Genomic DNA, 21,195 nt, shown 5'->3' with positions numbered 1-21,195 from the left:
ACAGGTGACCATGGGTGACGTGATCAGCAGGTCCGCGGCTCGGCACCCCGCATCCGGTGCCGCAGCGCGGACGGGTGCCGAGATGGTGCCCGGGTCGGGTCGCGGGCACCCGAGTCCGTCACGGAGCGTCACGTGCGGCGCGAAACAACACGATGGTGTCATCCCGTTCGGGCCCTGTTAACGGCAAGCTTGGCCCAACGCGATCACCCCGGTACAGGAGCGAGGAGGGCGCCGAGATGAGCGATGCCACCACCGGGCCCGTGGTGCCGGAGCAGCGCGGAGTTCGCGACCACGCCCGCAGCGAGGTGTTGCACCGCCACGCGCGGCTGACCAAGAACGGGCGCCCGATCTTCTGCGGGCCCGCCCGGGCGGAGATCGAGGGATGGATGCCGTCCCGGCAGGACCCCGGTTCCGACGGCAAGGTCATCTACTCCACGCGCGAGGCCGCCGAGGCCGCGGCCCGCGAGCTGGAGTCGCTGGGCGCCCGCGCGCTGCGCGCCTACCCGTGCGGTCGCTCCCGCGGCGGGCACTACCACCTCACCACCGACGCGTCCCGCACCGGCCACCTGCCGCTGCACCTGCGCATCCCCCAGCAGCGCGGGTCGATGACGGCCTGATCTGCCCTCGCCCCGGCCCTCGCCCCGGCCCTCACCCCAGCCCTCGTCCGGCCACCGACCCGATAGGCCCGTGGGCCGAACCGCAGAGCGCTGACAGCCCCAGCGTGGATCTCGCGATCTGGACGCGTATCTGTGTGCAGAGCCTGTAGAACAGGCGTGCTCACACCCCGAACCGCGGGAGATGCTCGCCAGTCGGGGGGTGGCACCGCACGCCCCTAGGCTCTGCACACTGATACGCGCCGGGAGCTGGACACCGGGTGCAAATCTCACGGCCAACCCCACGCCCCCGGCCCGGCCCTGCGGAGCACGGCGCCGCAGTGGCAGTGTGGTCAACGACGCTGCACGTACAGATCGCCGCATCCCGGGAGCACCTGCATGCCGACCCATCCCCGTGCCGGAACCCCCGCGCTGCCGGAGGACCTCGTCGACGTCGGCGACCTGCTCGCCGCCTACGACGACCGCCACCCCGACCCGGACGACCCGGGCCAGCGCGTCTCGTTCGGCACCGCGGGCCACCGCGGCTCGTCGCTGCGCACCACGTTCAACGACGACCACATCGCCGCCACGAGCCAGGCGATCTGCGAGTACCGCGCGCAGCAGGGCATCGACGGGCCACTGTTCATCGGGCGCGACACACACGCGCTGTCCGAGCCCGCGTGGGTCACCGCGATCGAGGTGTTCCAGGCCAACGGCGTGCACGTCGAGGCCGACGCGGACGACGCCTTCACCCCGACGCCCGCCGTGTCGCACGCGATCCTCACCCACAACCGGGCCGGGGTGAGCGGCATCGCCGACGGGGTCGTCGTCACCCCGTCGCACAACCCGCCGCCCGACGGCGGCTTCAAGTACAACCCCCCGAGCGGCGGCCCCGCCGACAACGACGCCACCGGCTGGATCGCCGACCGGGCCAATGAGCTGCTCGCCGCGAAGCTCGACGGGGTGCGGCGCCGGCCGCTCGACCGCTCAGGCCTCGCGCGCTACGACTTCATCGGCGAGTACGTCTCCGACCTGCCATCGGTGCTCGACCTCGACGCGATCCGCGAAGCGGGTGTCCGGATCGGCGCCGACCCCCTCGGCGGGGCCAGCGTCGCCTACTGGGAGGCGATCGCCGAGCGCTACCGCCTCGATCTGACCGTGGTCAACCCGGCCGTCGACCCGCAGTTCGGGTTCATGACGCTCGACTGGGACGGCAAGATCCGGATGGACTGCTCGTCGCCGTACGCGATGGCCTCGCTCGTGCAGCGCCGGGGCGAGTTCCGCATCGCCACCGGCAACGACGCCGACTCCGACCGCCACGGCATCGTCACCGCCGACGGCCTCATGAACCCCAACCACTTCCTCGCCGTCGCCATCGGCTACCTGTTTGCGCACCGTCCCGGCTGGTCGCCCGACGCCGGCGTCGGGAAGACGGCCGTCAGCTCGTCGATGATCGACTGGGTGGCCGCCGACCTCGGCCGCAAGCTCGTGGAGACGCCGGTCGGGTTCAAGTGGTTCGTGTCCGGGCTGCTCGACGGCTCGATCGGGTTCGGCGGCGAGGAGAGCGCGGGTGCGTCGTTCCTGCGCCGGGACGGCAGCGTCTGGACGACCGACAAGGACGGGATCATCCTCGCCTTGCTGGCGTCGGAGATCACCGCGGTGACGGGGGAGACCCCGAGCGAGCGCTACCGGGCCCTGACCGCACGCTTCGGCGAGCCCGCGTACGCGCGCACGGACGTCGCCACCGGCCCGGAGGCGAAGGCGAAGCTCGGGAAGCTCTCGGCAGGCGACGTCGCGGCGGCTGAGCTGGCAGGCGACCCGATCACCGAGCGGCTCACCTCCGCTCCCGGCAACGGCGCGGCGCTCGGTGGCCTCAAGGTCGTGACGGAGGGCGGCTGGTTCGCGGCCCGCCCCTCGGGCACGGAGGACGTCTACAAGGTCTACGCGGAGAGCTTCCGCGACCCTCAGCACCTCCGGCGCATCCAGGATGAGGCGCAGGAGGTCGTGACGGCGGCGCTCCGCTGAGCCGCTCCTAGGGCGTGCCCACCGCACCGGGACCGGGGCCGTCCAGCCCCGCCACGGACCTCTCCTGCCCGATCACGGCCACCAGCAGCACGGCGGCAACCACGGTGAGCCCGACCGCGACGCCTGCGCTGCGGGCGCGGGTGACCCGGGCGGAGACGTGGACGCGCGCCGGGACGGACGCGGGGACCCGCGGCAGGGGGATCTCCGCCCAGTGCTTGGGTGCCCAGGACCAGCTCAGGTAGGGGTTGGGCTGGTCGGGGTTGGACTGGGCCACAGCCGGCGCTCCCACTCACTCCACGGACGGCAACGGAACGTTCACCTGGTACTCGCCGTGCATGGCGCCGGTGTGACGGATGGGGCGCCGGTTCACCCGAAGGTGGCCTGCGGATACGGCGATCAGGGACGGCGGGCTCGCGCGTCGCACTCGACCCGCGGCTGCGCCCCGCTCGCCGGTGCCCGCAGCGCCATACTGGCGCGGGCCCGCCACCTCGCCACCTCGCCCCCCGGCGCGCCTGCGCGGGAAAGGGCGAGGAGCGCGAGTGACCGGTGCCGCGGGTCCTCGACGCGCTGGAGGTACCGCATGATCTCCTGCGCCGCCGCGCGTCCGGGGCGCGCGTCGACCCACGCCGTCAGCTCGGCCTCGGCGACCTCCGGGCGCACCGCGCTCATCCGCACGCAGACGTACTCGATGTCCTCCTCGGCGAGCTCGCCGACGAGCGGCGCGTGCACCCCCTGCTCGGTGAGCATCTCCTGCACGGCCCAGATGCCGATCGGGGTGAGCGCCACGAGTGTGGGGTCCGGGTCGTCGCGGCCGGCGAGCGCGATCAGCTCCTCGTGGTCCTCTCCGTCGAGGCTCTCGGAGAGGTGGACGGCCCCGAGCAGTTCCAGTGCGTCGAGCAGCGCGGTGACGTCGCGGCGCCACAGCCGGTGCTCGACGTCGCCCGCGAGGTCGTCGACGACGCAGCCCATGCGCTCGTTGACGGTCTCGCGGACGACACGGTGGAAGAGCTCGACCGGGATCGGGTCGCCACCTGCGGCGTAGAGGTGGTGGAGCAGGATCGGGAACGCCTCGCCGAGGCTCATCCCGAACAGCGACGGCGCGCCGAACACGTTGCTGCCGCCGAAGTGCTCGCCGATGCCGCCCACGGCCTCGAACGCGCGCCGCCACAGCTCGATCGGCCGCGAGAGCAGGGCCGCTGAGCTGCGCACCTGCACCAGCCGGCCCCGCTGCACGCGCACGAGCCGCGCCTGGCGCGCCCACGCCATCAGGAGGGTGATCTCCGGTAGCTCGTCGCTGGTGCGGGCGCGGTCACGGGAGAAGTGGTCGAGGTCGAGCGCGTCCGCGACGGCGCGCGCGTCGCTCAGCAGCAGCCTGCCCTCGCGGGTCACCGCCCGCCCGGCCCGCACCCAGCGGGTGAACGCGCGCAGCCGGGCCAGCGCCACCGACGAGTCGGCGGCCGCGAGCATCTGGGTCGCGTTGGGTGGCAGCACGGGCGGCAGCTCCGGCCGGGGCGGCTCCTGCGTCTCGATCTCGTGCCGGCGCCGGATCTCGGCGAGCGCGGCACGGTCGACCTCGAGCTCCCCGAGGCGCACCTGCTCCAGGAACCGCGAGACGGAGTTCGGGTCGGCCGTCGCGACGCCGTGGCGCAGCATCTGCACGGCCCAGAACGTGCCGAGGTCGTGGTTGCGCTCGTCGTCGAGGGCGTCGTGCAGGGCGGGCGTGGAGTCGGTGATCTGCGCGTGCAGCTCGGCGGCGGGCGCCGAGCGGGAGTCCAGCCAGTCGCGCTCGGCGAGGAAGCCGATCAGCGCGTGCAGCGCGGTGGGGACGGCCTCGCGGTCGTCCTCGAGCAGAGCGACCGTGCGGGGGAACCAGACGGCGAGCGCGTCGGCCACGTGCCGCCGGGTCCAGTGCGCAAGGCGGCCGTCGACGCTGTGCTTGTGGTCCAGCGCCGCCGCGACGAGCGACGGCTCCACCTCGATGCCCCTTCTGCGGGCCCACGCCACGATGTGCAGACGCAGGCGGTCGCGGACGGCGGAGTACTCCTCCAGATCGTCGGGGCCGAACACGAGTCGCACTGACCGACCCTCTCAGCCCCGGCCCTCCTCCGCTGCGGCGGGGGGCGGATGACCGGATCGGGCTGGTCACAAGGGTGCGATGCGACCCGCGACTGTTCCTTGCCGCTGGGCGGTTGCCCTGCCTATCCTCTGGAAAGCGCTTACAGTGCCGACGGCCACTGGGGCGCGCCCGCCCCGCCCAGCAGTCGCAGGAAGCAGGTACAGCCGATGCCAGAAGGCACCGTCCGCATCGTCATGAACGGCGTCACCGGCCGGATGGGATACCGCCAGCACCTCGTCCGATCCGTGCTCGCCATCCGCGACGACGGCGGCGTGCTGCGTCCGGACGGCTCGCGCCTGCAGGTCGAGCCGGTGCTGGTGGGGCGCAGCCGCGAGAAGCTCACCGACATCGCCCGCCGCCACGACATCGAGGTGGTCCACACCGATCTGGACGCCGCGCTCGCCGAGGACGGGGCGTCGATCTATTTCGACTCCCAGGTCACGAGCGAGCGCAAGAAGGCGATCCTGCGCGCGATCGCCGCCGGCAAGCACGTCTACACGGAGAAGCCGCTCGCCGAGTCGGTGGCCGAGGGCCTCGAGGTGGTCGACGCCGCCCGCGCCGCAGGGATCGTCGACGGCGTGGTACACGACAAGATCTACCTGCCCGGCCTGATCAAGCTGAAGCGGCTGATCGACTCCGGGTTCTTCGGCCGCATCCTGTCGGTGCGCGGCGAGTTCGGCTACTGGGTGTTCGAGGGCGACCTGATCCCCGCCCAGCGGCCCAGCTGGAACTACCGGGCCGAGGACGGCGGCGGCGTCGTGCTCGACATGTACTGCCACTGGAACTACGTGCTGGAGCACCTCTTCGGCGGCGTCGAGGCCGTGATGACCAAGGCCGTCACGCACATCCCGCAGCGTTGGGACGAGCAGGGCAACGTCTACGAGGCCACCGCGGACGACGCCGCCTACGGGATCTTCGAGCTGCCGGGCGGGGTCATCGCCCAGATCAACTCGTCGTGGGCGGTGCGGGTGGACCGCAAGGAGCTCGTGGAGTTCCAGGTGGACGGCACGCACGGCTCGGCCGTCGCGGGTCTGTTCGGCTGCCGCATCCAGCCGCGCGTGTGTACGCCCAAGCCGGTGTGGAACCCGGACCTGCCCACCGACCAGGACTTCCGCTCGCAGTGGGAGCAGGTGCCCGACAACCAGGAGTTCGGCAACGGGTTCCGGGCGCAGTGGGAGCGCTTCCTCCTCGACGCCGATGCCGGCAAGCGGCACCCGTACGACTTCGCCAGTGGCGTGCGGGGCCTGCAGCTCGTGGACGCGGCGCTGAAGTCGTCGGCCGAGGGCGTGCGCGTCGAGCTGGCCGGGACCGGGCGATGACCCGGGTCTCCTCCCGCATCGAGCTGCCCGTCGCGGGGGGCGGTTTCCGCACCGTCGAGCCTGCCGAGCCGCGCGGCTGGACGCTCCACCCCGACCCGTACGAGACGCGGGTGGCCTTCGCCGCCGCGCACGTCGTCGCCGACCCGTGGGGCGAGAACGTGCCGGGCGCCCCCGCCGCGCTCGACTGGGACGCCACGCTCGCCTTCCGGCGCCACCTCTTCTCCTACGGCCTGGGCGTCGCCGAGGCGATGGACACCGCGCAGCGGAACATGGGGCTCGACTGGGCGGCCGTGCAGGAGCTGGTGCACCGCAGCGCCGAGCAGGCGCAGGCACACGGAGCGCGCATCGCCGCCGGGGCAGGCACCGACCACCGGCCCGACGCGGCGACGATCGACGAGGTCATCGCCGCCTACAGCGAGCAGGTCGAGTTCGTGGAGGGCACCGGCGCCCAGGTGATCCTCATGGCCTCGCGCCAGCTCGCCGCGGCCGCCGCCGGGCCGGAGGACTACCTGCGCGTCTACAACGAGCTGCTGCGGCAGGTGCGGGAGCCGGTGATCCTGCACTGGCTCGGCGAGGCGTTCGACCCGCAGCTGCGCGGCTACTGGGGCTCGGGCGACGTGGACGCCGCCACGGTCACGTTCGTGCAGCTCGTGGAGGCGCACGCGGCGAAGGTCGACGGGGTGAAGGTGTCGCTGCTCTCGGCCGAGCACGAGATCGGCCTGCGCGCCGCCCTCCCGACCGACGTGCGGCTCTACACCGGCGACGACTTCAACTACCCCGAGCTGATCCGCGGCGACGGCACTCACCACTCCGACGCGCTGCTGGGCGCGTTCGCGGTCGTCGCGCCTGCGGCGTCCGCGGCGCTCGCCGCACTCGACCAGGGCGACCTCGCCCGCTACGACGCCGAGATGGCCCCGACGCTCCCGCTCTCGCGGAAGGTGTTCGAGGCGCCGACCTTCTATTACAAGACCGGCATCGCGTTCCTCGCGTGGCTGAGCGGCCACCAGCCGGGCTTCACGATGGTGGGCGGGCTGCAGTCGGCCCGGTCGATCGTGCACTTGTCCGAGGTGTTCGCGCTGGCCAACGAGGCGCGGCTCTTCCCCGACCCGGAGCGAGCCGCCGCGAAGTTCCGCGGCCTGCTCGAGGTGGCAGGGGCCGTGCGATGACGGCCACCGCCGTGGTCGACGTCCCGTCGGGGACGCCTGCTCGCGTCGACACACCCGCACCCGGCGACCCCCGCCTGGCCAGGCTCTCACTCAACCAGCGGACCACCGCCGAGTGGAACCTGCGGGAGGCGATCGACGGCGCGGTGGCCGCCGGGCTCCCGGCGATCGGGTTGTGGCGCGAGCCGGTGGCCGAGGCCGGTCTCGCCGCCGCCCGCCGCTGGGTGGACGACGCCGGCCTGCGCGTATCGTCGCTCTGCCGCGGCGGGTTCTTCACCGCGTCCGATCCCGCCGAGCGGGCGCGGGCGCACGAGGACAACCGGCGCGCGGTCGACGAGGCCGCGGAGCTGGGCACGAAGTCGCTCGTGCTGGTCCCCGGCGGACTGCCGCCTGGCGACCGGGACCTGAGCGGCGCCCGGATCCGCGCCGCCGAGGCGATCGCCGCGCTCGTCCCGCACGCCGTGGAGCGGGGGGTGACGCTCGGAATCGAGCCGATGAACCCGATCTATGCCGCCGACCGCGGGGTGATCTCCACACTCGCGCAGGCGCTCGACATCGCCGAGTCGTTCGCCCCGCACGAGGTCGGCGTCGTGCTCGACACGTTCCACCTGTGGTGGGAACCGGGTGTGCACACCCAGATCGCGCGGGCGGGGGAGCGGATCGTGTCCTACCAGGTGTGCGACTGGATCACCCCGCTCCCGGCCGACGCCCTGCTCGCCCGCGGGATGATGGGCGACGGGCACGTCGACTTCACAGCCTTCACGCGCGCGGTCGCGGCATCGGGCTACCCGGGCGACGTGGAGGTGGAGATCTTCAACGCGGAGATATGGGCGGCGCCAGGCGACCAGGTGCTGGGAACGATGAAGAGGCGCTACGTGGAACTGGTGCACCCCCACCTCTGAACGCTCAGCGGCGGGGTTGGCGCGCCGTGTAGACGACCGCCGATGGAAAGTTCCGCCAGACCGTGCGGCTTGTCGCTACTTCCGCGAAGTGCGCTCGCAGGTCCGCCAGCTGCTTGCGGGCCGGTGGGGCCCACCGCGTCCACGAGTAGCCGAACTGCGTGAAGAAGCCGGTCGGCGCCAGCGCCTCGACGATCAGGGTGTGCAGGCCGCGGCCGTCCGAGCCGGGGGAGTACGCCACCCAGGGAAGCCCGCTCACCACGGCGTCGACGGCGGCGACGTCGCGGTCGGCGAGCAGCTGCGGCAGCTCGCGCGCGTCGGCGCGTACCACCTCGACCTTCGGGTAGCGCTCCTCCAGCAGCCGCGCCCAGCCCGGGTTCAGCTCCACGGCGATGTGCCGCGCGCGCCCGCCGGTGCGCTCCTGGATGGCTCGCGTGAACGCCCCGGTGCCTGGCCCGAGCTCGACGACCACGGGCTCACCGGTGACGGTGAGTGGCAGCGTCATCGCGGCGGCGAGCGCGGCGGAGCTGGGAGTCACCGACGCCGTGTGCAGGGGGTCGCGGACGAACTCGCGGATGAAGCGGCCCGTGTCCGCCCACGCCGACATGATCACCACCGTAGCGGTGCGGGCGGCAAGGGCTTCCGTGACGCCGCTCGCACCCTTTACGGTCTGTGGTGACGACCGTCACGTGAGGGGTACGCCGTGCATCCGCACCGTCTGAAGCAGCTCGTCGCGTCCGTGCCCGAGGGCATCGACGCCGACGAGCGAGCCCGCCTGCTCGCCCACGTCCAGGCCTCCGACGGGTGCCGCACGCGAATCGAGCGGGTGCGCCACGAGCTGCAGCTGGCACTCGGCGGCCCGCTCGACGGGACCGACGCCGAGGGTGCGATCGACCTGGCCATGGAGCTCGACGCCCTCGAACGCGTGCAGCAGCGGGTCGACGGGTGGCTCACAGCGCTCGTCGAGGAGCTGACGCACGGTCCGCGGCCGGTGAGCTACGACGACGGCGTGCCCGCCTGAAACTAGGGCGTGTCCGGGGGATCTTGTTCGATGAGAGCCGTGATGCAGGGGCCGCCTGGGCGCGGCTATCGCGGACGAAGATCCGCCGGACACGCCCTAGGCCCAGGGCTGATCCGCCCACGGCGAACGACGCCCCAGGCCTCCCGTTCCGCTCCCTAGCGTCCGGCGCATGGACATCCTGGAGCTGACCCCACGCCTGCACCTGCTCCGGTTCTGGGTCGGGCAGGCCTACCTCTGGCGAGACGGTGACGAGCTCACCTTGGTCGACAGCGGCCCGCCCGGCTCCGGGCCGGCGATCGCGGAAGCCGTCGCCGGGCTCGGGACGCTGCGGCGCCTGGTGCTCACCCATTTCCACGACGATCACGCGGGCGCGGCCGCGGAGATAGGGGCGTGGCCAGGGGTCACGGTGTCGGCCCACCGCGCGGACGCCCCGATCATCCGCGGGGTCGTCCCACCTCCGCCGCTCGACTTCACCGACTTCGAGCGTGAGCTGCACGCCCAGGTCGCCGCGGGGCTGACCCGCGCGCCCGCCGCCCGGGTGGACGTCGAGCTGGACGACGGCGACGTCCTCGACGTCGGGTAGGAGGGTCCTGAACAACTCCGCCCGTAGCGAGCGGCGTCCAGGTGGGTGCATCGCAAGGCGGATGATCGGGCCGATACCGCTGTTGTATCGGCCCGATCGTCCAACGCCGCGAGGTGCCCGGCTGGGCGTCGCGCAGTAGGGCCGAGTTGTTCAGGGCGCTCCTCTAGGGCGCCCGGGTCGTGCACGTGCCGGGGCACACCGACGGCAGCGTCGCCCTGCACCTCCCGGCCGAAGGTGTGCTGTTCACCGGCGATGTCATCGCCCAGCACGAGGGGCGGATCATGGTCGGGCCGTTCAACCTCGACCGCGAGCGGGCCGCGGTGTCCGCGCCCGCGCTCGCCGCTCTGGACGTCGACACGGCCCGCTTCGGGCACGGCGACGCGATCGTCGGCGGGGCGGGGGAGCGACTTCGCGGCGTGGCATGAGCGAACATGGGCGCGAACCGAGTAGTCGACGAAGGGGTCAGCGGGTGCGCGCGGTGCAGGTGGTGCGGTTGGACGGGCCGGCGGCGGTCGAGGTGCGGGACGTGCCGGAGCCGAAGCGGGGGCCCGACCAGGTGCTGGTCGACGTCCGGGCGGCCGGGGCGAACTTCCCCGACGTGCTGCAGAGCAAGGGGCTCTACCAGTACAAGCCGGACCCGCCGTACACGCTCGGCGCCGAGGCCGCGGGCGTGGTGCGGGAGGCCCCGGAGGGCTCGTCGCTGCGGCCGGGCGACCGGGTCGCCGCGTTCACCACGACGGGCGCGTTCGCCGATGTCGTCGCGGTGTCGGCCGACCACGTGCTCCCGCTGCCGGACGAGGTCGGTTTCGCCGCAGGCGCCTGCCTGCCGATGAACTACCTCACCGCGCACTTCGCGCTGCTCGTGCGTGGCCACCTGAGGGCAGGCCAGACGGTGCTGGTGCACGGCGCCGCGGGCGGCGTGGGCACGGCGGTCGCGCAGCTTGCCGCCGCGCTCGGGGCGCGAGTGATCGCGGTTGTGTCCACCGACGCCAAGGCCGAGGTCGCCCGCGCGGCGGGAGCGCACGAGACCGTTCTCGCCGACGGCTTCAAGGACTCGGTGAAGGGGCTGACCGGCGGCGCTGGTGTCGACCTCGTTGTCGATCCCGTCGGCGGCGACCGGTTCACCGACTCGCTGCGCAGCCTCGCTCCGGAGGGACGGCTGCTCGTCGTCGGGTTCGCCGCGGGCGAGATCCCCACGGTCCGGGTGAACCGGCTCCTGCTCAACAACATCGACGTCGTCGGCGTCGGGTGGGGGGCGTTCGCGATGGCGCGGCCGGGCTACCTCGGGCAGCAGTGGGCGGAGCTGGAGCCGCACCTGCGCTCGGGCGCGCTGGACCCGGTGATCAGTGCGACGTTCCCGCTGGAGGACGCGGCCGCGGCGCTCGCCACCATCGACGAGCGCCGCGTCACCGGGAAGGTGATCCTGGAGACCGGCTGATCAGGTCCGCCGCGGCTCCATACCGTTGTCGTCACCCGGCGGGTGCGGCTTCACCGGCACGAAGAACTCGTCGCCGTAGTTGCGCGTGCCGTACTCCATCGCCTGGTCGACGGCCTGCTCGGAACGCCGTACCCGGCGCATGAGCGGGTCGTCGTGCAGGTCCCGGGCGAGGGCGACGCACAGCAGGACCATCACCAGCGCGAACGGCGCCGCCGTGATGATCGTGATGTTCTGGATCCCGGCGAGCGCATCGTCGCGGCCGGCGCCGACGACCAGCATGATGGCGGCGATCGCCCCCATCACGACACCCCAGAACACGACCACCCAGCGGGACGGCTCGATCGTGCCGCGTTGGGAGAGCGTGCCCGTCACGAGGGACGCGGCATCGGCACCCGAGACGAAGAAGATCGCCACGAGCACCATCGCGATGACGCTGAGCACCCCGCCGAGCGGCAGCGAGTGGAGGAGCCCGAAGAGTTGGGCCTCGGTACTGAGCGAGGCGAGGTCGGTGCCCCGTTGCTGAAGGTCGATCGCGGCGCCGCCGAAGATCGCGAACCACACCAGGCTGACCGCGCTCGGGATAAGGATCACGCCGACGACGAACTGCCGGATCGAGCGCCCCCGGCTGATCCGCGCAATGAACATGCCGACGAACGGCGTCCAGGAGATCCACCACGCCCAGTAGAAGACCGTCCACGAGCTCAGCCACGTGGCCATGGCGTCACCGCCGGTGGCCGCGGTGCGCGCGGCCATCTCGGCCATGCTGCCCACGTAGTCGCCGATCGCCTTGGGGATCAGGTTGAGGATCAGGATCGTCGGCCCCGCCACGAACACGAACAGGGCGAGGATCGCCGCCAGCACCATGTTGATGTTGGACAGCCACTGGATGCCCTTGGCGATGCCGGAGACCGCTGAGGCGACGAACGCGATCGTCAGCACCGCGATGATCCCGAGCAGGAGCTGCGTCGGCAGCGCGGGCACCCCGTTGGCCTGAAGGCCCGCGCCGATCTGGAGCGTGCCGAGCCCGAGCGACGCGGCCGAGCCGAACAGGGTCGCGAAGATCGCCAGGATGTCGACGACCCTGCCGAACACGCCCTCCGTGTGGCGCTTGCCCAGCAGTGGGGCGAACGCCGAGCTGATCAGCTGCCGGCGCCCGCGGCGGAACGTGCTGTAGGCGATCGCGAGTCCCACCACGGCGTAGATCGCCCACGGGTGCAGCGTCCAGTGGAAGAGCGTGGTGGCCATCGCGACGTCGAGCGCCTGCGGAGACCCCGGTGAAACCGTGCCCGGCGGCGGGCTGGTGAAATGCGCGAGCGGCTCGGCAACGCCGTAGAACATCAGGCCGATGCCCATGCCGGCACTGAACATCATCGCGATCCACGAGACCGTGCGGAACTCCGGGTCCTCCCCGTCGGCGCCGAGCGGGATCTTGCCGTAGCGGCTGAACGCCACCCACAGCGCGAATACCACGAACCCGCTCGCGACCAGCACGAACGCCCAGCCGCCCACGTTCATGACGCCGGCGAGCACCGCCGTCGAGACGGCGCTCAGCGTGTCGACCGAGGCGACACCCCAGATGATGAACGCGACGACCAGCGCCGCGGCGGTGCCGAAGACCCACCAGTCAACGGGGTGGCGCCGCTCAGCGGATGTGCTCAGCGAAGGCGGCTCCACCGGACGTGCGGGCTCGGTGCCCCTGGGTGTCTCGTGAACGGTCATGCCGCGTCGGCTCCGGCGGGTAGCCCGAGCCTGCCCCCTCCGCGAGTAGAGGCGGGGCGGTCTCCCCCGCCGAGAGTGTTCCTGATTGTGCGGGGTCACCCTGCGTCCCGGGGGCGAATGCGTCAAACGGAAGCGCTGCATCGCGACCTGATGGTCATGCACTCCGAGCAGGGCATCGGCACTGCCGCCATGATCAGCGCGGGCCACTCACGCGAACCGGCCCCAGCCGTGCCAAGTCTCGATCAGCTCGCTACCGCCCTCAGAGGCGTGCGATCCGTTCCAGCAGCGGCGCCACGCGGTGCCCGACGAGCGTTCGCATCACCAGCGAGGTGGTGGTGCGCTCGACGCCGGCGGTGGCGAGAAGCTGGCCGGAGATCCGGTAGAGGTCGTCGGCGTCGCGGGCGACGAGTTGTACGAGCAGGTCGGTCTGGCCGGAGATGCCGAGCACCTCCACCACCTCGGGCACGCGGTCGAGCGCGTCGGCCACCTCGGCCAGCATCCGCTGGGTCACCTGCACCGTCACGAACGCGGTGAGCGGGTAGCCGAGCGCGGCCGGGTCGATCCGGCGCTCGAAGGAGGTGAGCACGCCACGGGCCTCGAGCGCCGCCAGCCGGGCCTGCACGGTGTTGCGGGACAGCCCGACCCGCTCGGCCAGCGCCAGCACAGTGGCGCGCGGGCTCTCCGCGAGCGCGAGCAGCAGGCGCGCATCCGTGGCGTCGACGGGGTCCGCACTGCGCACTGTGCCCTGCCTTCCCGGCTCGTGCCCACCCAGATGTGAGCATCCTGCTCAACAAACGCCGTCGCGGTTGTGCAGACCTGGATGCGGTGCTGGCATAGGAGTGCATCCTGACATGAGGAGAACGGCGATGACGAGCGCTGTGCCGCGGCCGGCCGCGACGGTGCACCAGCCCGACGTGCTGCGCCAGATCGAGCAGCGCGTGCTCTGGCTCGCCACCGCGATCGTGCACCACGCCAACCGCGTGCGCCCCAACCCGGGCGGGCTCAAGGTCGGCGGGCACCAGGCGTCCAGCGCGTCGATGGTGACGATCATGACGGCGCTGTGGTTCGCACACCTGCGCTCCGAGGACCGCGTCTCGGTCAAGCCGCACGCCTCGCCGGTGCTGCACGCCGTCAACTACCTGCTCGGCGAGCTGGACGAGCGATACCTGACGTCGTTGCGCGAGTTCGGCGGGCTCCAGAGCTACCCGTCGCGCGCCAAGGACCCCGATCCCGTCGACTACTCGACCGGGTCCGTCGGCATCGGGGCCACCGCGCCGATCTGGGGTGCGCTGGCCCGCCGGTACGTCGCGTCGAAGGGCCCCGAGATCGGCAGGGAGGTCGGGACCGGCCGCCAGTACTCGCTGGTCGGTGACGCTGAGCTGGACGAGGGTGCCTGCTGGGAGGCGATCCTCGACCCCATGGTGGGCGAGCTGGGTGAGGTCGTCTGGATCGTGGACCTCAACCGGCAGTCGCTCGACCGCGTGGTGCCCAACATCGGCGCCACGCGGCTGCAGGGCATGTTCGCGGCCGCGGGGTGGCAGGTGCTCACCGTCAAGTACGGGCGGCTGCTGGAGGACCTCTTCACCCGGCCCGGCGGTCCCGCGCTGCGCAGGCGCATCGACGAGATGCCCAACCCCGAGTACCAGCGCCTCCTCCGGTGCACCCCGGCCCAGCTGCGCGAACGGCTCCCCGGCGGCGACCCCGAGATCGCCGGGCTCGTCGCGGGCCTCGACGACCCGACGCTGCACGCCGCGGTCCGCAACCTCGGCGGGCACGACTTCGCCGCCCTCGGCGACGCCTTCACCGCCATCGACGACTCCCGCCCCACGGTGATCTTCGCCTACACCGTGAAGGGCTACGGCCTCGCCAGCGAAGGGCACCCGCAGAACCATTCCTCGCTGCTCACCCACGAGCAGATGGCAGAGCTGGCCACGGCCGTCGGCGCGTCGGTCGACCAGCCGTGGGCGCGGTTCCCGGACGGCTCCGGCGCGGCAGTGCTCTGCGCGTCGGTGGCCGAGCGGCTGCGCCGGGAGCCGGCGCAGCTGACGCCGGTGGGTGCGGTGCCCACCGACATCGGGCGCACCCCGACCGGCACCGCCACCACCCAGGCCGCGCTCGGCCGGGCGCTGCTCGACCTCACGCGTTCGGCGCCCGACGTGGCCCGCCGGGTGGTGACGCTCTGCCCCGACGTCAGTTCCTCGACGAACCTCGGGGGCTGGGTCAACAAGGTGGGTGTGTGGTCGGCCCGCGAACGCGTCGACTGGTTCGCCGACGACCCCGAGACGATCCTGCACTGGCGCGAGCGCCCCGACGGCCAGCACCTGGAGCTGGGGATCGCGGAGACGAACCTCGTCGGGCTGCTCGGCGAGCTCGGCGCCACCTGGAGCCGGTGGGGTGAGCCGCTGCTGCCCATCGGGGTGCTCTACGACCCGTTCGTCGAACGGGCGCTGGAGCCGTGGTCGTTCGGGATCTACTCGGGCGGCCAGTCGATCCTGGTGGGCACCCCTTCCGGGGTGTCGCTGGCGCCGGAGGGTGGGGCGCACCAGTCGGTGAGCACGCCGTCGGTCGGCCTCGAGCAGCCGGGCTGCGTCAGCTACGACCCGGCCTTCGCGATCGACGTCGAATGGACCCTGCTGGCGTCGCTCGCCCGGCTCGGGCGCCCGGATGGCACGTCGGCGTACCTGCGGCTCTCCACCCGGCCCGTCGACCAGACGCTCGCCGCCGTGCCCGCCGACCCCGCCGCGCGCGAGCGCCGCCGCCGGCAGGTGGTGGCCGGGGCGTACCCGCTGCGCCGGTCCGAGGGCACCCCGGCGGTGACCATCGCCGCCATGGGGGCGATGGTGCCCGAGGCCGTCGCGGCCGCCGACCGGCTGGACGCCTTGGGTGTGCCCGCCGACGTCGTCTGCGTGACGAGCGCCGGGCTCGTGTTCGAGGCGCTGCAGGCGCGCGCCGGGCACGGGAGCGCCGACACCTGGGTGCTCGACGCGGCGTTCCCCGCCCGGCGGGCCGCGCCGATGGTGACCGTGCTCGACGGCCACCCGCACACGCTGGCCTTCCTGCCCGGGATCAACCAGGTGCGCGCGGCGCACCTCGGGGTGTCGCGCTTCGGACAGTCGGGCGACCTGGAGGACGTCTACCGCCACCATGGGATCGACGCGGACAGCGTGGTACGAGCGGCCCTAGGAGCGACCTGAACAACTCGGCCCTACTGCGCGGCGTCCAGGCGGGCACCTCGCGGCGTTGGACGATCGGCCCGATACAACAGCGGTATCGGCCCGATCGTCCGCCTTGCGATGCACCCACCTGGACGCCGCTCGCTACGGGCGGAGTTGTTCAGGACCCTCCTAGACCTGGCGGTGTGAGGGGCCCGCTGAGGGTTTCGAGGGGTCTCAGCCGTCCTTGTCGTCGTCGCCCTGGTCTGCCAGGAAACGTTCTACCTCGGCGGCCAGCTCGTCGGCGCTCGGGAGCTGTCCGGACAGCCCGAGGCTCGAGCGCTCGCCGCGCCCGGTGGCGACCATGTCGTACTGCCGCTCCAGCGCCTGCACGACCTGGCGCACCTCGTCGGAGCCCTCCACCTGCTCGGCGATCTCGGCCTCAGTGCGCTCCGCGGCCTTCGACAGTGCCTCCGTGGGGAGGTACAGGCCGCCGGCGAGGCCGACGTGGTCCAGCAGCACCCGCGCGGCCTGCGGGTACTCGGCCCTGGCCAGGTAGTGCGGAACGTGCACCGCGAAGCCCATGGCATCGTGGCCGGCCTCGCCGAGGCGGAACTCCATCAGCCCGACCGCGCTACCGGGCACCTGCGCGGTGGCGAACCACGCCTCGTGGCCCTCGGTCAGCTCAGGGCGCGTGCCGTGCACCGTGACGCCGATCGGGCGGGTGTGCGGCACGGCCATCGGGATCGCGGTGAGGTTGATCACCAGCCGCACACCGAACTGCCGCACGAGCTGTTCGACGGCGGCGCTGAAGCGCTCCCACTGGGTGTCCGGCTCCGGGCCGGCGAGCAGGAGGTAGGGCGTCTCGCCGGTGTCGGCCATCAGCAGGACGTCCAGCTCGGGCTCGGTGTACGCGGCCCAGTGGTCGGTCTCGAAGCGCAGCGGCGGGCGTCGCGAGCGGTAGTCCACGAGCTGGTCGACGTCGAACCGCGCGACCACCTGCGGCTCGTGTGCCTCCAGCAGCGCGTCCACGGCGAGCTTCGCCGCGCTGCCCGCGTCGACGAAGCCGTCCAGCGCCACGAGCAGTACGGGTTCGTCGAGCTGTGGCGCGTCCGACGCCACCTCGTACAGCTCTGCCGGATCCAGCACGGCACACCTCCGCCTCGGTCGACGGGACCGGGAAGGTCCCGACCGTCGCACGTCTCCACGGATGCAACGTGAATCTTCCCGCACAGCATCCCGTTACGGGCCGACCCCGCGCACCATGGAGTCCGACATGAGGGTTCATCATCGCGCCTGGATCGTCTGGGCCGTCGGGCTGGTCACCTATCTCGTCGGCGTCATGCACCGCACGTCGTTCGGGGTCGCCGGGCTCGATGCGGCTGCCCGCTTCCACGCGGGGCCCGCGGTGCTCTCCGGGTTCCTCGTGCTCCAGCTGCTGGTATACGCCGTTCTGCAGGTGCCGGCGGGCGCCCTGCTCGACCGCTTCGGCGCGCGCAAGCTGCTCGCCGTCGGCGCGCTCACCATGGCGGCGGGGCAGCTGATGCTGGCGCTCGCCGGCGGGCTGCCGCAGGCGATCCTCGCCAGGGTGCTGGTCGGCACCGGCGACGCGCTCACGTTCGTCAGCGTGCTCTCGGTGGTCACCACCTGGTTCCCGCCACGCCGGGTGCCGCTCATGACGCAGCTCACCGGCCTGATCGGGCAGCTCGGCCAGGTGCTGTCGGCCGTGCCGCTGGCCGCCATGCTGCACACGTCCGGTTGGGCCCCGGCGTTCGTCTCCGCCGCGGCGCTCGGGGTGGCCGTCGCGATCGCCGCGTTCGCGCTGGTGCGCGACCGGCCGCCGAGCGCCCCGCCCGCCCCGCCGGCCCCCTCCCCGCGCGCGGTGATCGACGGCCTGGTCTCCTCGTGGCGCGAGCCGGGCACCCGCCTCGGCTTCTGGACGCACATGGGCACGCAGTTCTCCGGCACGGTGTTCGCGCTGCTCTGGGGAGTGCCCTACCTCGTCGCGGGGCAGGGCATGACGCCCGGCGAGGCGAGCGTGATGCTCACGCTCCTGGTCGGTGCGGGGATCGTCGCGGGCCCGCTCTTCGGCGAGTTCACCGCCCGGCACCCGCTGCGCCGATCCTGGCTCGTGCTGTCCGTGATCGGGACGACGGCCGCGGTGTGGACGGTCGTGCTGCTCGTGCCCCCGCCCGCGCCGCGCTGGCTGCTCGCCGTGCTCGTGGTGGTGCTGGCGCTCGGCGGGCCGGCGTCCATGATCGGCTTCGACTACGCGCGCACCTTCAACCCCGGCCACCGCCAGGGCACCGCGGTGGGGATCGTGAACGTCGGTGGGTTCACCGCCGCGGTGCTGGTGTCGCTCGCCGTCGGAGTGCTCCTGGGGCTCGGCGCCGGGTACACGCCAGGGGCGTTCCGGATGGCGTGGACCGTGCAGTACGCCGTCTGGGGTCTGGCGTTGACCGGCGTGCTGATCGCGAGGCGCCGGGCGCGCCGCAAGATGGCGACCGAGGGTGTGGTCGTGCCGCCGCTGCGCGAGGCGCTGGCCGCACGGCGCCGGGACCTTCCGTGATCGTCGCCGAGCGCGGCGAGTAGCTGGGCTTCCTGTCGCAGGTCGATCGTGTCACCCAGAAGTGGCAATGATTATCATCTGCCCCGTAAGTATCGAAAGGCGACGGGGAGGAGCCAGCGGTGCGGATCGCATTCGTCGGCAAGGGCGGTAGCGGCAAGACCACGTCGGCGGCGGTGTTCAGCCGCTACCTCGCCGAGCTGGGCCGGCCCGTGCTCGCGATCGATGCCGACATCAACCAGCACCTCGCGCAGGCACTCGGCCACGACGGGCCGCAGCCGCGAGCCCTCGGCGCCGACCTGCCATGGCTCAAGGAGCACCTGCGCGGCACCAACTCGCGCATCTCCTCCGTCGACACGATGATCAAGACCACGCCGCCGGGGACCGGCTCCCGGTTGCTGGACCTCTCGCCCGGCGGTGACCTGCTGCAGCGGTACTCGGCCGTGGCCGGCGGGGTGCGCTACCTCGTCACCGGCGAGTTCGACGAGTCCGACATCGGCGTCTCCTGCTACCACTCCAAGACCGGAGCCGTCGAGCTCTACCTCAACCACCTCCTCGACGGCCCCGGCGAGTACGTGGTCGTCGACATGACGGCGGGCGCGGACGCCTTCGCGTCCGGGCTCTTCACCCGGTTCGACCTCACCGTGCTCGTCAGCGAGCCGACGCGGCGCGGGGTGGGGGTCTACCGGCAGTACGCCGATCACGCCGCGGGCCACGGCGTGGAGCTGCGGGTGCTCGGCAACAAGGTGTCGGATGCCGAGGACGTCGAGTACCTGCGCGGGCAGGTCGGGGACGCACTCATCGGCTGGTTCGGGCAGTCGGCGTGGGTGCGGGCGGCCGAGCGCGGCGACGTGGCCCCGGTCGGGTCCCTCGAGCCGGCCAACCTCGCGGTGCTCGGCGCCGTGCTCGACGCCCTGGACGCGCGGCAGCGGGACTGGGCGGCCTACCACCGCGGGACGGTCGAGTTCCACCTGCGCAACGCGGCGGCGTGGGGAAACGAGACGGTGGGCGCCGACCTCGCCGCCCAGGTGGACCCGGACTTCGTGCCGGGCCCCGGCGCGGCACGCCCGGTCCACGCGTAAATCCGGGGGCCGCCCCTTCGGACGCCGGCAAAGCCACATTCAGGGCGGTAGCTGCCTTGAATGTGGCTTCTCACGCACCCAAACCCGCCTGACGTGCTGCTTGGCGTGATCAGGTTATCTACCTGCGACAACGTGTGACAGGGGGTCACGGCGGGGGCACCGTGAGGCGTGGGAGGGGGACTGTGGGACCCACGTTCTTCCCATGTTCTTCCCACGGCGCCGGTCCCGTCCGTTACCTGGTCGGCCGCTCCACACCGTGGGCGCGCTGGACGTCCTGCTGGCGGGCGGCCCGGTCCACGTCGAGATCGACACCTCCGGCGCCATCGACGTGGTGGCGAAGCGGGCCCGGCTGGGCCAGGCCGACAAGAAACTGGCCAGGGTGCGGGTGGGTCGTGAGATTCGCACCAGGGCAGTTGGATCTTGCGCCGAGTGCGCTGGTGTTCATCTCACGGGCCTGCGCGGTGCGTATCTGTGTGCAGAGCCTGCCACCACCTCCGCCGCTCACCGCGCCGCCGGTCGTCCATTCAGTGGGGCATTAACAGCGCCATCAGCGCAGTCATGGACGGCACCGGCGCACGCGCGGCGGGAGCCCGGGAAGTTACCAAGGAGGCGCGGCGTGGGACGGAATCGTCCCATGCGCCCTACCAAGATCCCTTGGCGGGGCGCTGACCTGCGCCTAGTCGGTAACCTCACGGGATGGGCCGTGAATGTGGCTTTCCTGGCGTTCGGAGCGACTACTCCGCCAGCAGGCGGTAGATCGTCTTGCGGGCCTCCGCCAGCGCTGTCGTCGCGGTGGCGATCTGCTCGGGCGTGCCCGCCGCCATCACCTGCTGGGCGGCCGCGTGCAGCTGGCCCAGCTGCTCCCACAGCTCGACCGCGGCGTCGTCGGTGTCGCCGCTGACCGAGTTCCAGACGGCGTCCAGCTCCTCGCGGTGCTCCTCGACGTAGCGGGTGCCCTCCTCGGTCAGATGGACGACCCGGCGCCCCTCGGACTGCTCGACGCGGACCAGGCCCTCGTCCTCGAGCTGCGACAGGGTGGGGTACACCGAGCCGGGGCTCGGGTGCCAGACGCCGCCGGTGCGCCGCCCGATCTCCTGGATGATCTCGTAGCCGTGCCGCGGCTGCTCCGCGACAAGCGCCAGCACCGCAGCGCGGATGTCGCCGCGGGACGTGCGACGGCCGCGCCGTCCGCGCGGGCCCGGGAATCCCCGGCCGCCGGGCCCGAAGCCGGGGCCTGGGCCGAAGCCCGGGCCGAAGGGGTGCCTGCGGCCGCGCCGGCCGTGACCGATGTGGCTCTCGTCGTCCACCGGGCCGGCAAACGGCGGCGGGACGGGCGGGACGGGCGGACCGTCGGCACCGAAGGGCGGACGGGGACGTCGGCCGCGTCCGCGGAAGCCGAACCGCGCGGGTTCGAACTCGGGGTTCATCGCGTTCATCGTGGTTCTCCTGTTCGTGACGAGCCTCCTGCTCTGGTAGCACCGAGTAGCTCGTGTGCCATCACGATATATCGCGATAGCCC

At 72.5% G+C, this 21,195-nt stretch carries 19 protein-coding genes; 12 read left to right on the top strand and 7 right to left on the bottom strand.

Going from position 1 to position 21,195, the window contains the following annotated elements:
• Positions 1-236: 236 nt before the first annotated feature.
• Both ABD143_RS15635 and pgm read left to right on the top strand, forming a co-directional pair.
• Positions 237-617 carry a hypothetical protein gene (locus ABD143_RS15635; protein ID WP_343977922.1) on the top strand — a complete coding sequence of 127 codons (381 nt, stop codon included), beginning with the start codon at positions 237-239 and terminating at the stop codon, positions 615-617.
• A 375-nt stretch (positions 618-992) separates the two neighbouring features.
• Positions 993-2,618, top strand: a complete 1,626-nt coding sequence (gene pgm, locus ABD143_RS15630; protein ID WP_343977919.1) for a phosphoglucomutase (alpha-D-glucose-1,6-bisphosphate-dependent) — start codon at positions 993-995, stop codon at positions 2,616-2,618.
• A 7-nt stretch (positions 2,619-2,625) separates the two neighbouring features.
• Here the strand turns inward: pgm and ABD143_RS15625 are convergent, their stop codons facing one another.
• A complete protein-coding gene (locus tag ABD143_RS15625) occupies positions 2,626-2,892 on the bottom strand; it encodes a hypothetical protein (RefSeq protein WP_343977915.1) in 267 nt (88 codons plus the stop codon).
• A 122-nt stretch (positions 2,893-3,014) separates the two neighbouring features.
• The gene (locus ABD143_RS15620; RefSeq protein WP_343977912.1) at positions 3,015-4,694 is read right to left on the bottom strand and encodes a hypothetical protein; all 1,680 of its coding nucleotides are present in this window, start codon (positions 4,692-4,694) and stop codon (positions 3,015-3,017) included.
• A gap of 207 nt (positions 4,695-4,901) precedes the next feature.
• On the opposite strand from ABD143_RS15620, the gene ABD143_RS15615 reads away from it, so the two are divergent.
• From ABD143_RS15615 to ABD143_RS15605, 3 genes are read left to right on the top strand one after another with little or no spacing between them, the layout of a single operon-like run.
• Positions 4,902-6,053, top strand: coding sequence for a Gfo/Idh/MocA family protein (locus ABD143_RS15615; RefSeq protein ID WP_343977909.1), 1,152 nt, complete (start codon positions 4,902-4,904; stop codon positions 6,051-6,053).
• Positions 6,050-7,219, top strand: a complete 1,170-nt coding sequence (locus ABD143_RS15610) for a dihydrodipicolinate synthase family protein (protein WP_343977906.1) — start codon at positions 6,050-6,052, stop codon at positions 7,217-7,219. Before ABD143_RS15615 ends, ABD143_RS15610 begins: the two co-directional genes overlap by 4 nt.
• Positions 7,216-8,118 (top strand): sugar phosphate isomerase/epimerase family protein, encoded by a 903-nt coding sequence (locus ABD143_RS15605; protein WP_343977903.1) that lies wholly within the window; start codon positions 7,216-7,218, stop codon positions 8,116-8,118. The genes ABD143_RS15610 and ABD143_RS15605 overlap by 4 nt, the downstream gene beginning before the upstream one ends.
• A gap of 4 nt (positions 8,119-8,122) precedes the next feature.
• Here the strand turns inward: ABD143_RS15605 and ABD143_RS15600 are convergent, their stop codons facing one another.
• A complete protein-coding gene (locus tag ABD143_RS15600) occupies positions 8,123-8,722 on the bottom strand; it encodes a class I SAM-dependent methyltransferase (protein WP_343977901.1) in 600 nt (199 codons plus the stop codon).
• Positions 8,723-8,818: 96 nt separating this feature from the next.
• Between ABD143_RS15600 and ABD143_RS15595 the strand changes: the two genes are divergently transcribed.
• The 4 genes from ABD143_RS15595 (at position 8,819) to ABD143_RS15580 (ending at position 11,157) form a co-directional block, all read left to right on the top strand.
• Complete coding sequence (locus tag ABD143_RS15595) at positions 8,819-9,136, top strand: hypothetical protein (protein WP_343977898.1); 318 nt, start codon at positions 8,819-8,821, stop codon at positions 9,134-9,136.
• Between the two features lie 169 nt (positions 9,137-9,305).
• Positions 9,306-9,719, top strand: coding sequence for an MBL fold metallo-hydrolase (locus ABD143_RS15590; protein ID WP_343977896.1), 414 nt, complete (start codon positions 9,306-9,308; stop codon positions 9,717-9,719).
• Between the two features lie 185 nt (positions 9,720-9,904).
• Positions 9,905-10,144, top strand: coding sequence for an MBL fold metallo-hydrolase (locus ABD143_RS15585; RefSeq protein ID WP_343977894.1), 240 nt, complete (start codon positions 9,905-9,907; stop codon positions 10,142-10,144).
• A 44-nt stretch (positions 10,145-10,188) separates the two neighbouring features.
• Positions 10,189-11,157, top strand: a complete 969-nt coding sequence (locus ABD143_RS15580) for an NADPH:quinone oxidoreductase family protein (protein WP_343977891.1) — start codon at positions 10,189-10,191, stop codon at positions 11,155-11,157.
• On the opposite strand, the gene ABD143_RS15575 is transcribed toward ABD143_RS15580, so the two are convergent.
• Both ABD143_RS15575 and ABD143_RS15570 read right to left on the bottom strand, forming a co-directional pair.
• Positions 11,158-12,876 (bottom strand): BCCT family transporter, encoded by a 1,719-nt coding sequence (locus ABD143_RS15575; RefSeq protein ID WP_343977888.1) that lies wholly within the window; start codon positions 12,874-12,876, stop codon positions 11,158-11,160.
• 259 nt (positions 12,877-13,135) lie between these two features.
• Positions 13,136-13,615, bottom strand: coding sequence for an Lrp/AsnC family transcriptional regulator (locus tag ABD143_RS15570; RefSeq protein ID WP_343977885.1), 480 nt, complete (start codon positions 13,613-13,615; stop codon positions 13,136-13,138).
• Between the two features lie 127 nt (positions 13,616-13,742).
• On the opposite strand from ABD143_RS15570, the gene ABD143_RS15565 reads away from it, so the two are divergent.
• Positions 13,743-16,070 carry a transketolase-like TK C-terminal-containing protein gene (locus ABD143_RS15565; RefSeq protein ID WP_343977882.1) on the top strand — a complete coding sequence of 776 codons (2,328 nt, stop codon included), beginning with the start codon at positions 13,743-13,745 and terminating at the stop codon, positions 16,068-16,070.
• A gap of 195 nt (positions 16,071-16,265) precedes the next feature.
• Here ABD143_RS15565 and ABD143_RS15560 read toward each other — a convergent pair whose 3' ends face one another.
• Positions 16,266-17,177 carry a proteasome assembly chaperone family protein gene (locus ABD143_RS15560; RefSeq protein ID WP_343977879.1) on the bottom strand — a complete coding sequence of 304 codons (912 nt, stop codon included), beginning with the start codon at positions 17,175-17,177 and terminating at the stop codon, positions 16,266-16,268.
• 127 nt (positions 17,178-17,304) lie between these two features.
• On the opposite strand from ABD143_RS15560, the gene ABD143_RS15555 reads away from it, so the two are divergent.
• Both ABD143_RS15555 and ABD143_RS15550 read left to right on the top strand, forming a co-directional pair.
• Positions 17,305-18,597, top strand: coding sequence for an MFS transporter (locus ABD143_RS15555; RefSeq protein WP_343977876.1), 1,293 nt, complete (start codon positions 17,305-17,307; stop codon positions 18,595-18,597).
• A gap of 119 nt (positions 18,598-18,716) precedes the next feature.
• Positions 18,717-19,676: an ATP-binding protein gene (locus ABD143_RS15550; protein ID WP_343977873.1), complete on the top strand. Its 960-nt coding sequence runs from the start codon at positions 18,717-18,719 to the stop codon at positions 19,674-19,676.
• A 734-nt stretch (positions 19,677-20,410) separates the two neighbouring features.
• Here the strand turns inward: ABD143_RS15550 and ABD143_RS15545 are convergent.
• Complete coding sequence (locus ABD143_RS15545) at positions 20,411-21,112, bottom strand: PadR family transcriptional regulator (protein ID WP_343977870.1); 702 nt, start codon at positions 21,110-21,112, stop codon at positions 20,411-20,413.
• Positions 21,113-21,195: the final 83 nt, after the last annotated feature.

Origin of the sequence: Pseudonocardia aurantiaca (assembly GCF_039526725.1) — a bacterium.
Taxonomy (GTDB): Bacteria; Actinomycetota; Actinomycetes; order Mycobacteriales; family Pseudonocardiaceae; genus Pseudonocardia; species Pseudonocardia aurantiaca.
Note: the sequence above shows the minus strand (reverse complement) of the source record. Positions and strands in the feature narration are given on the sequence as shown.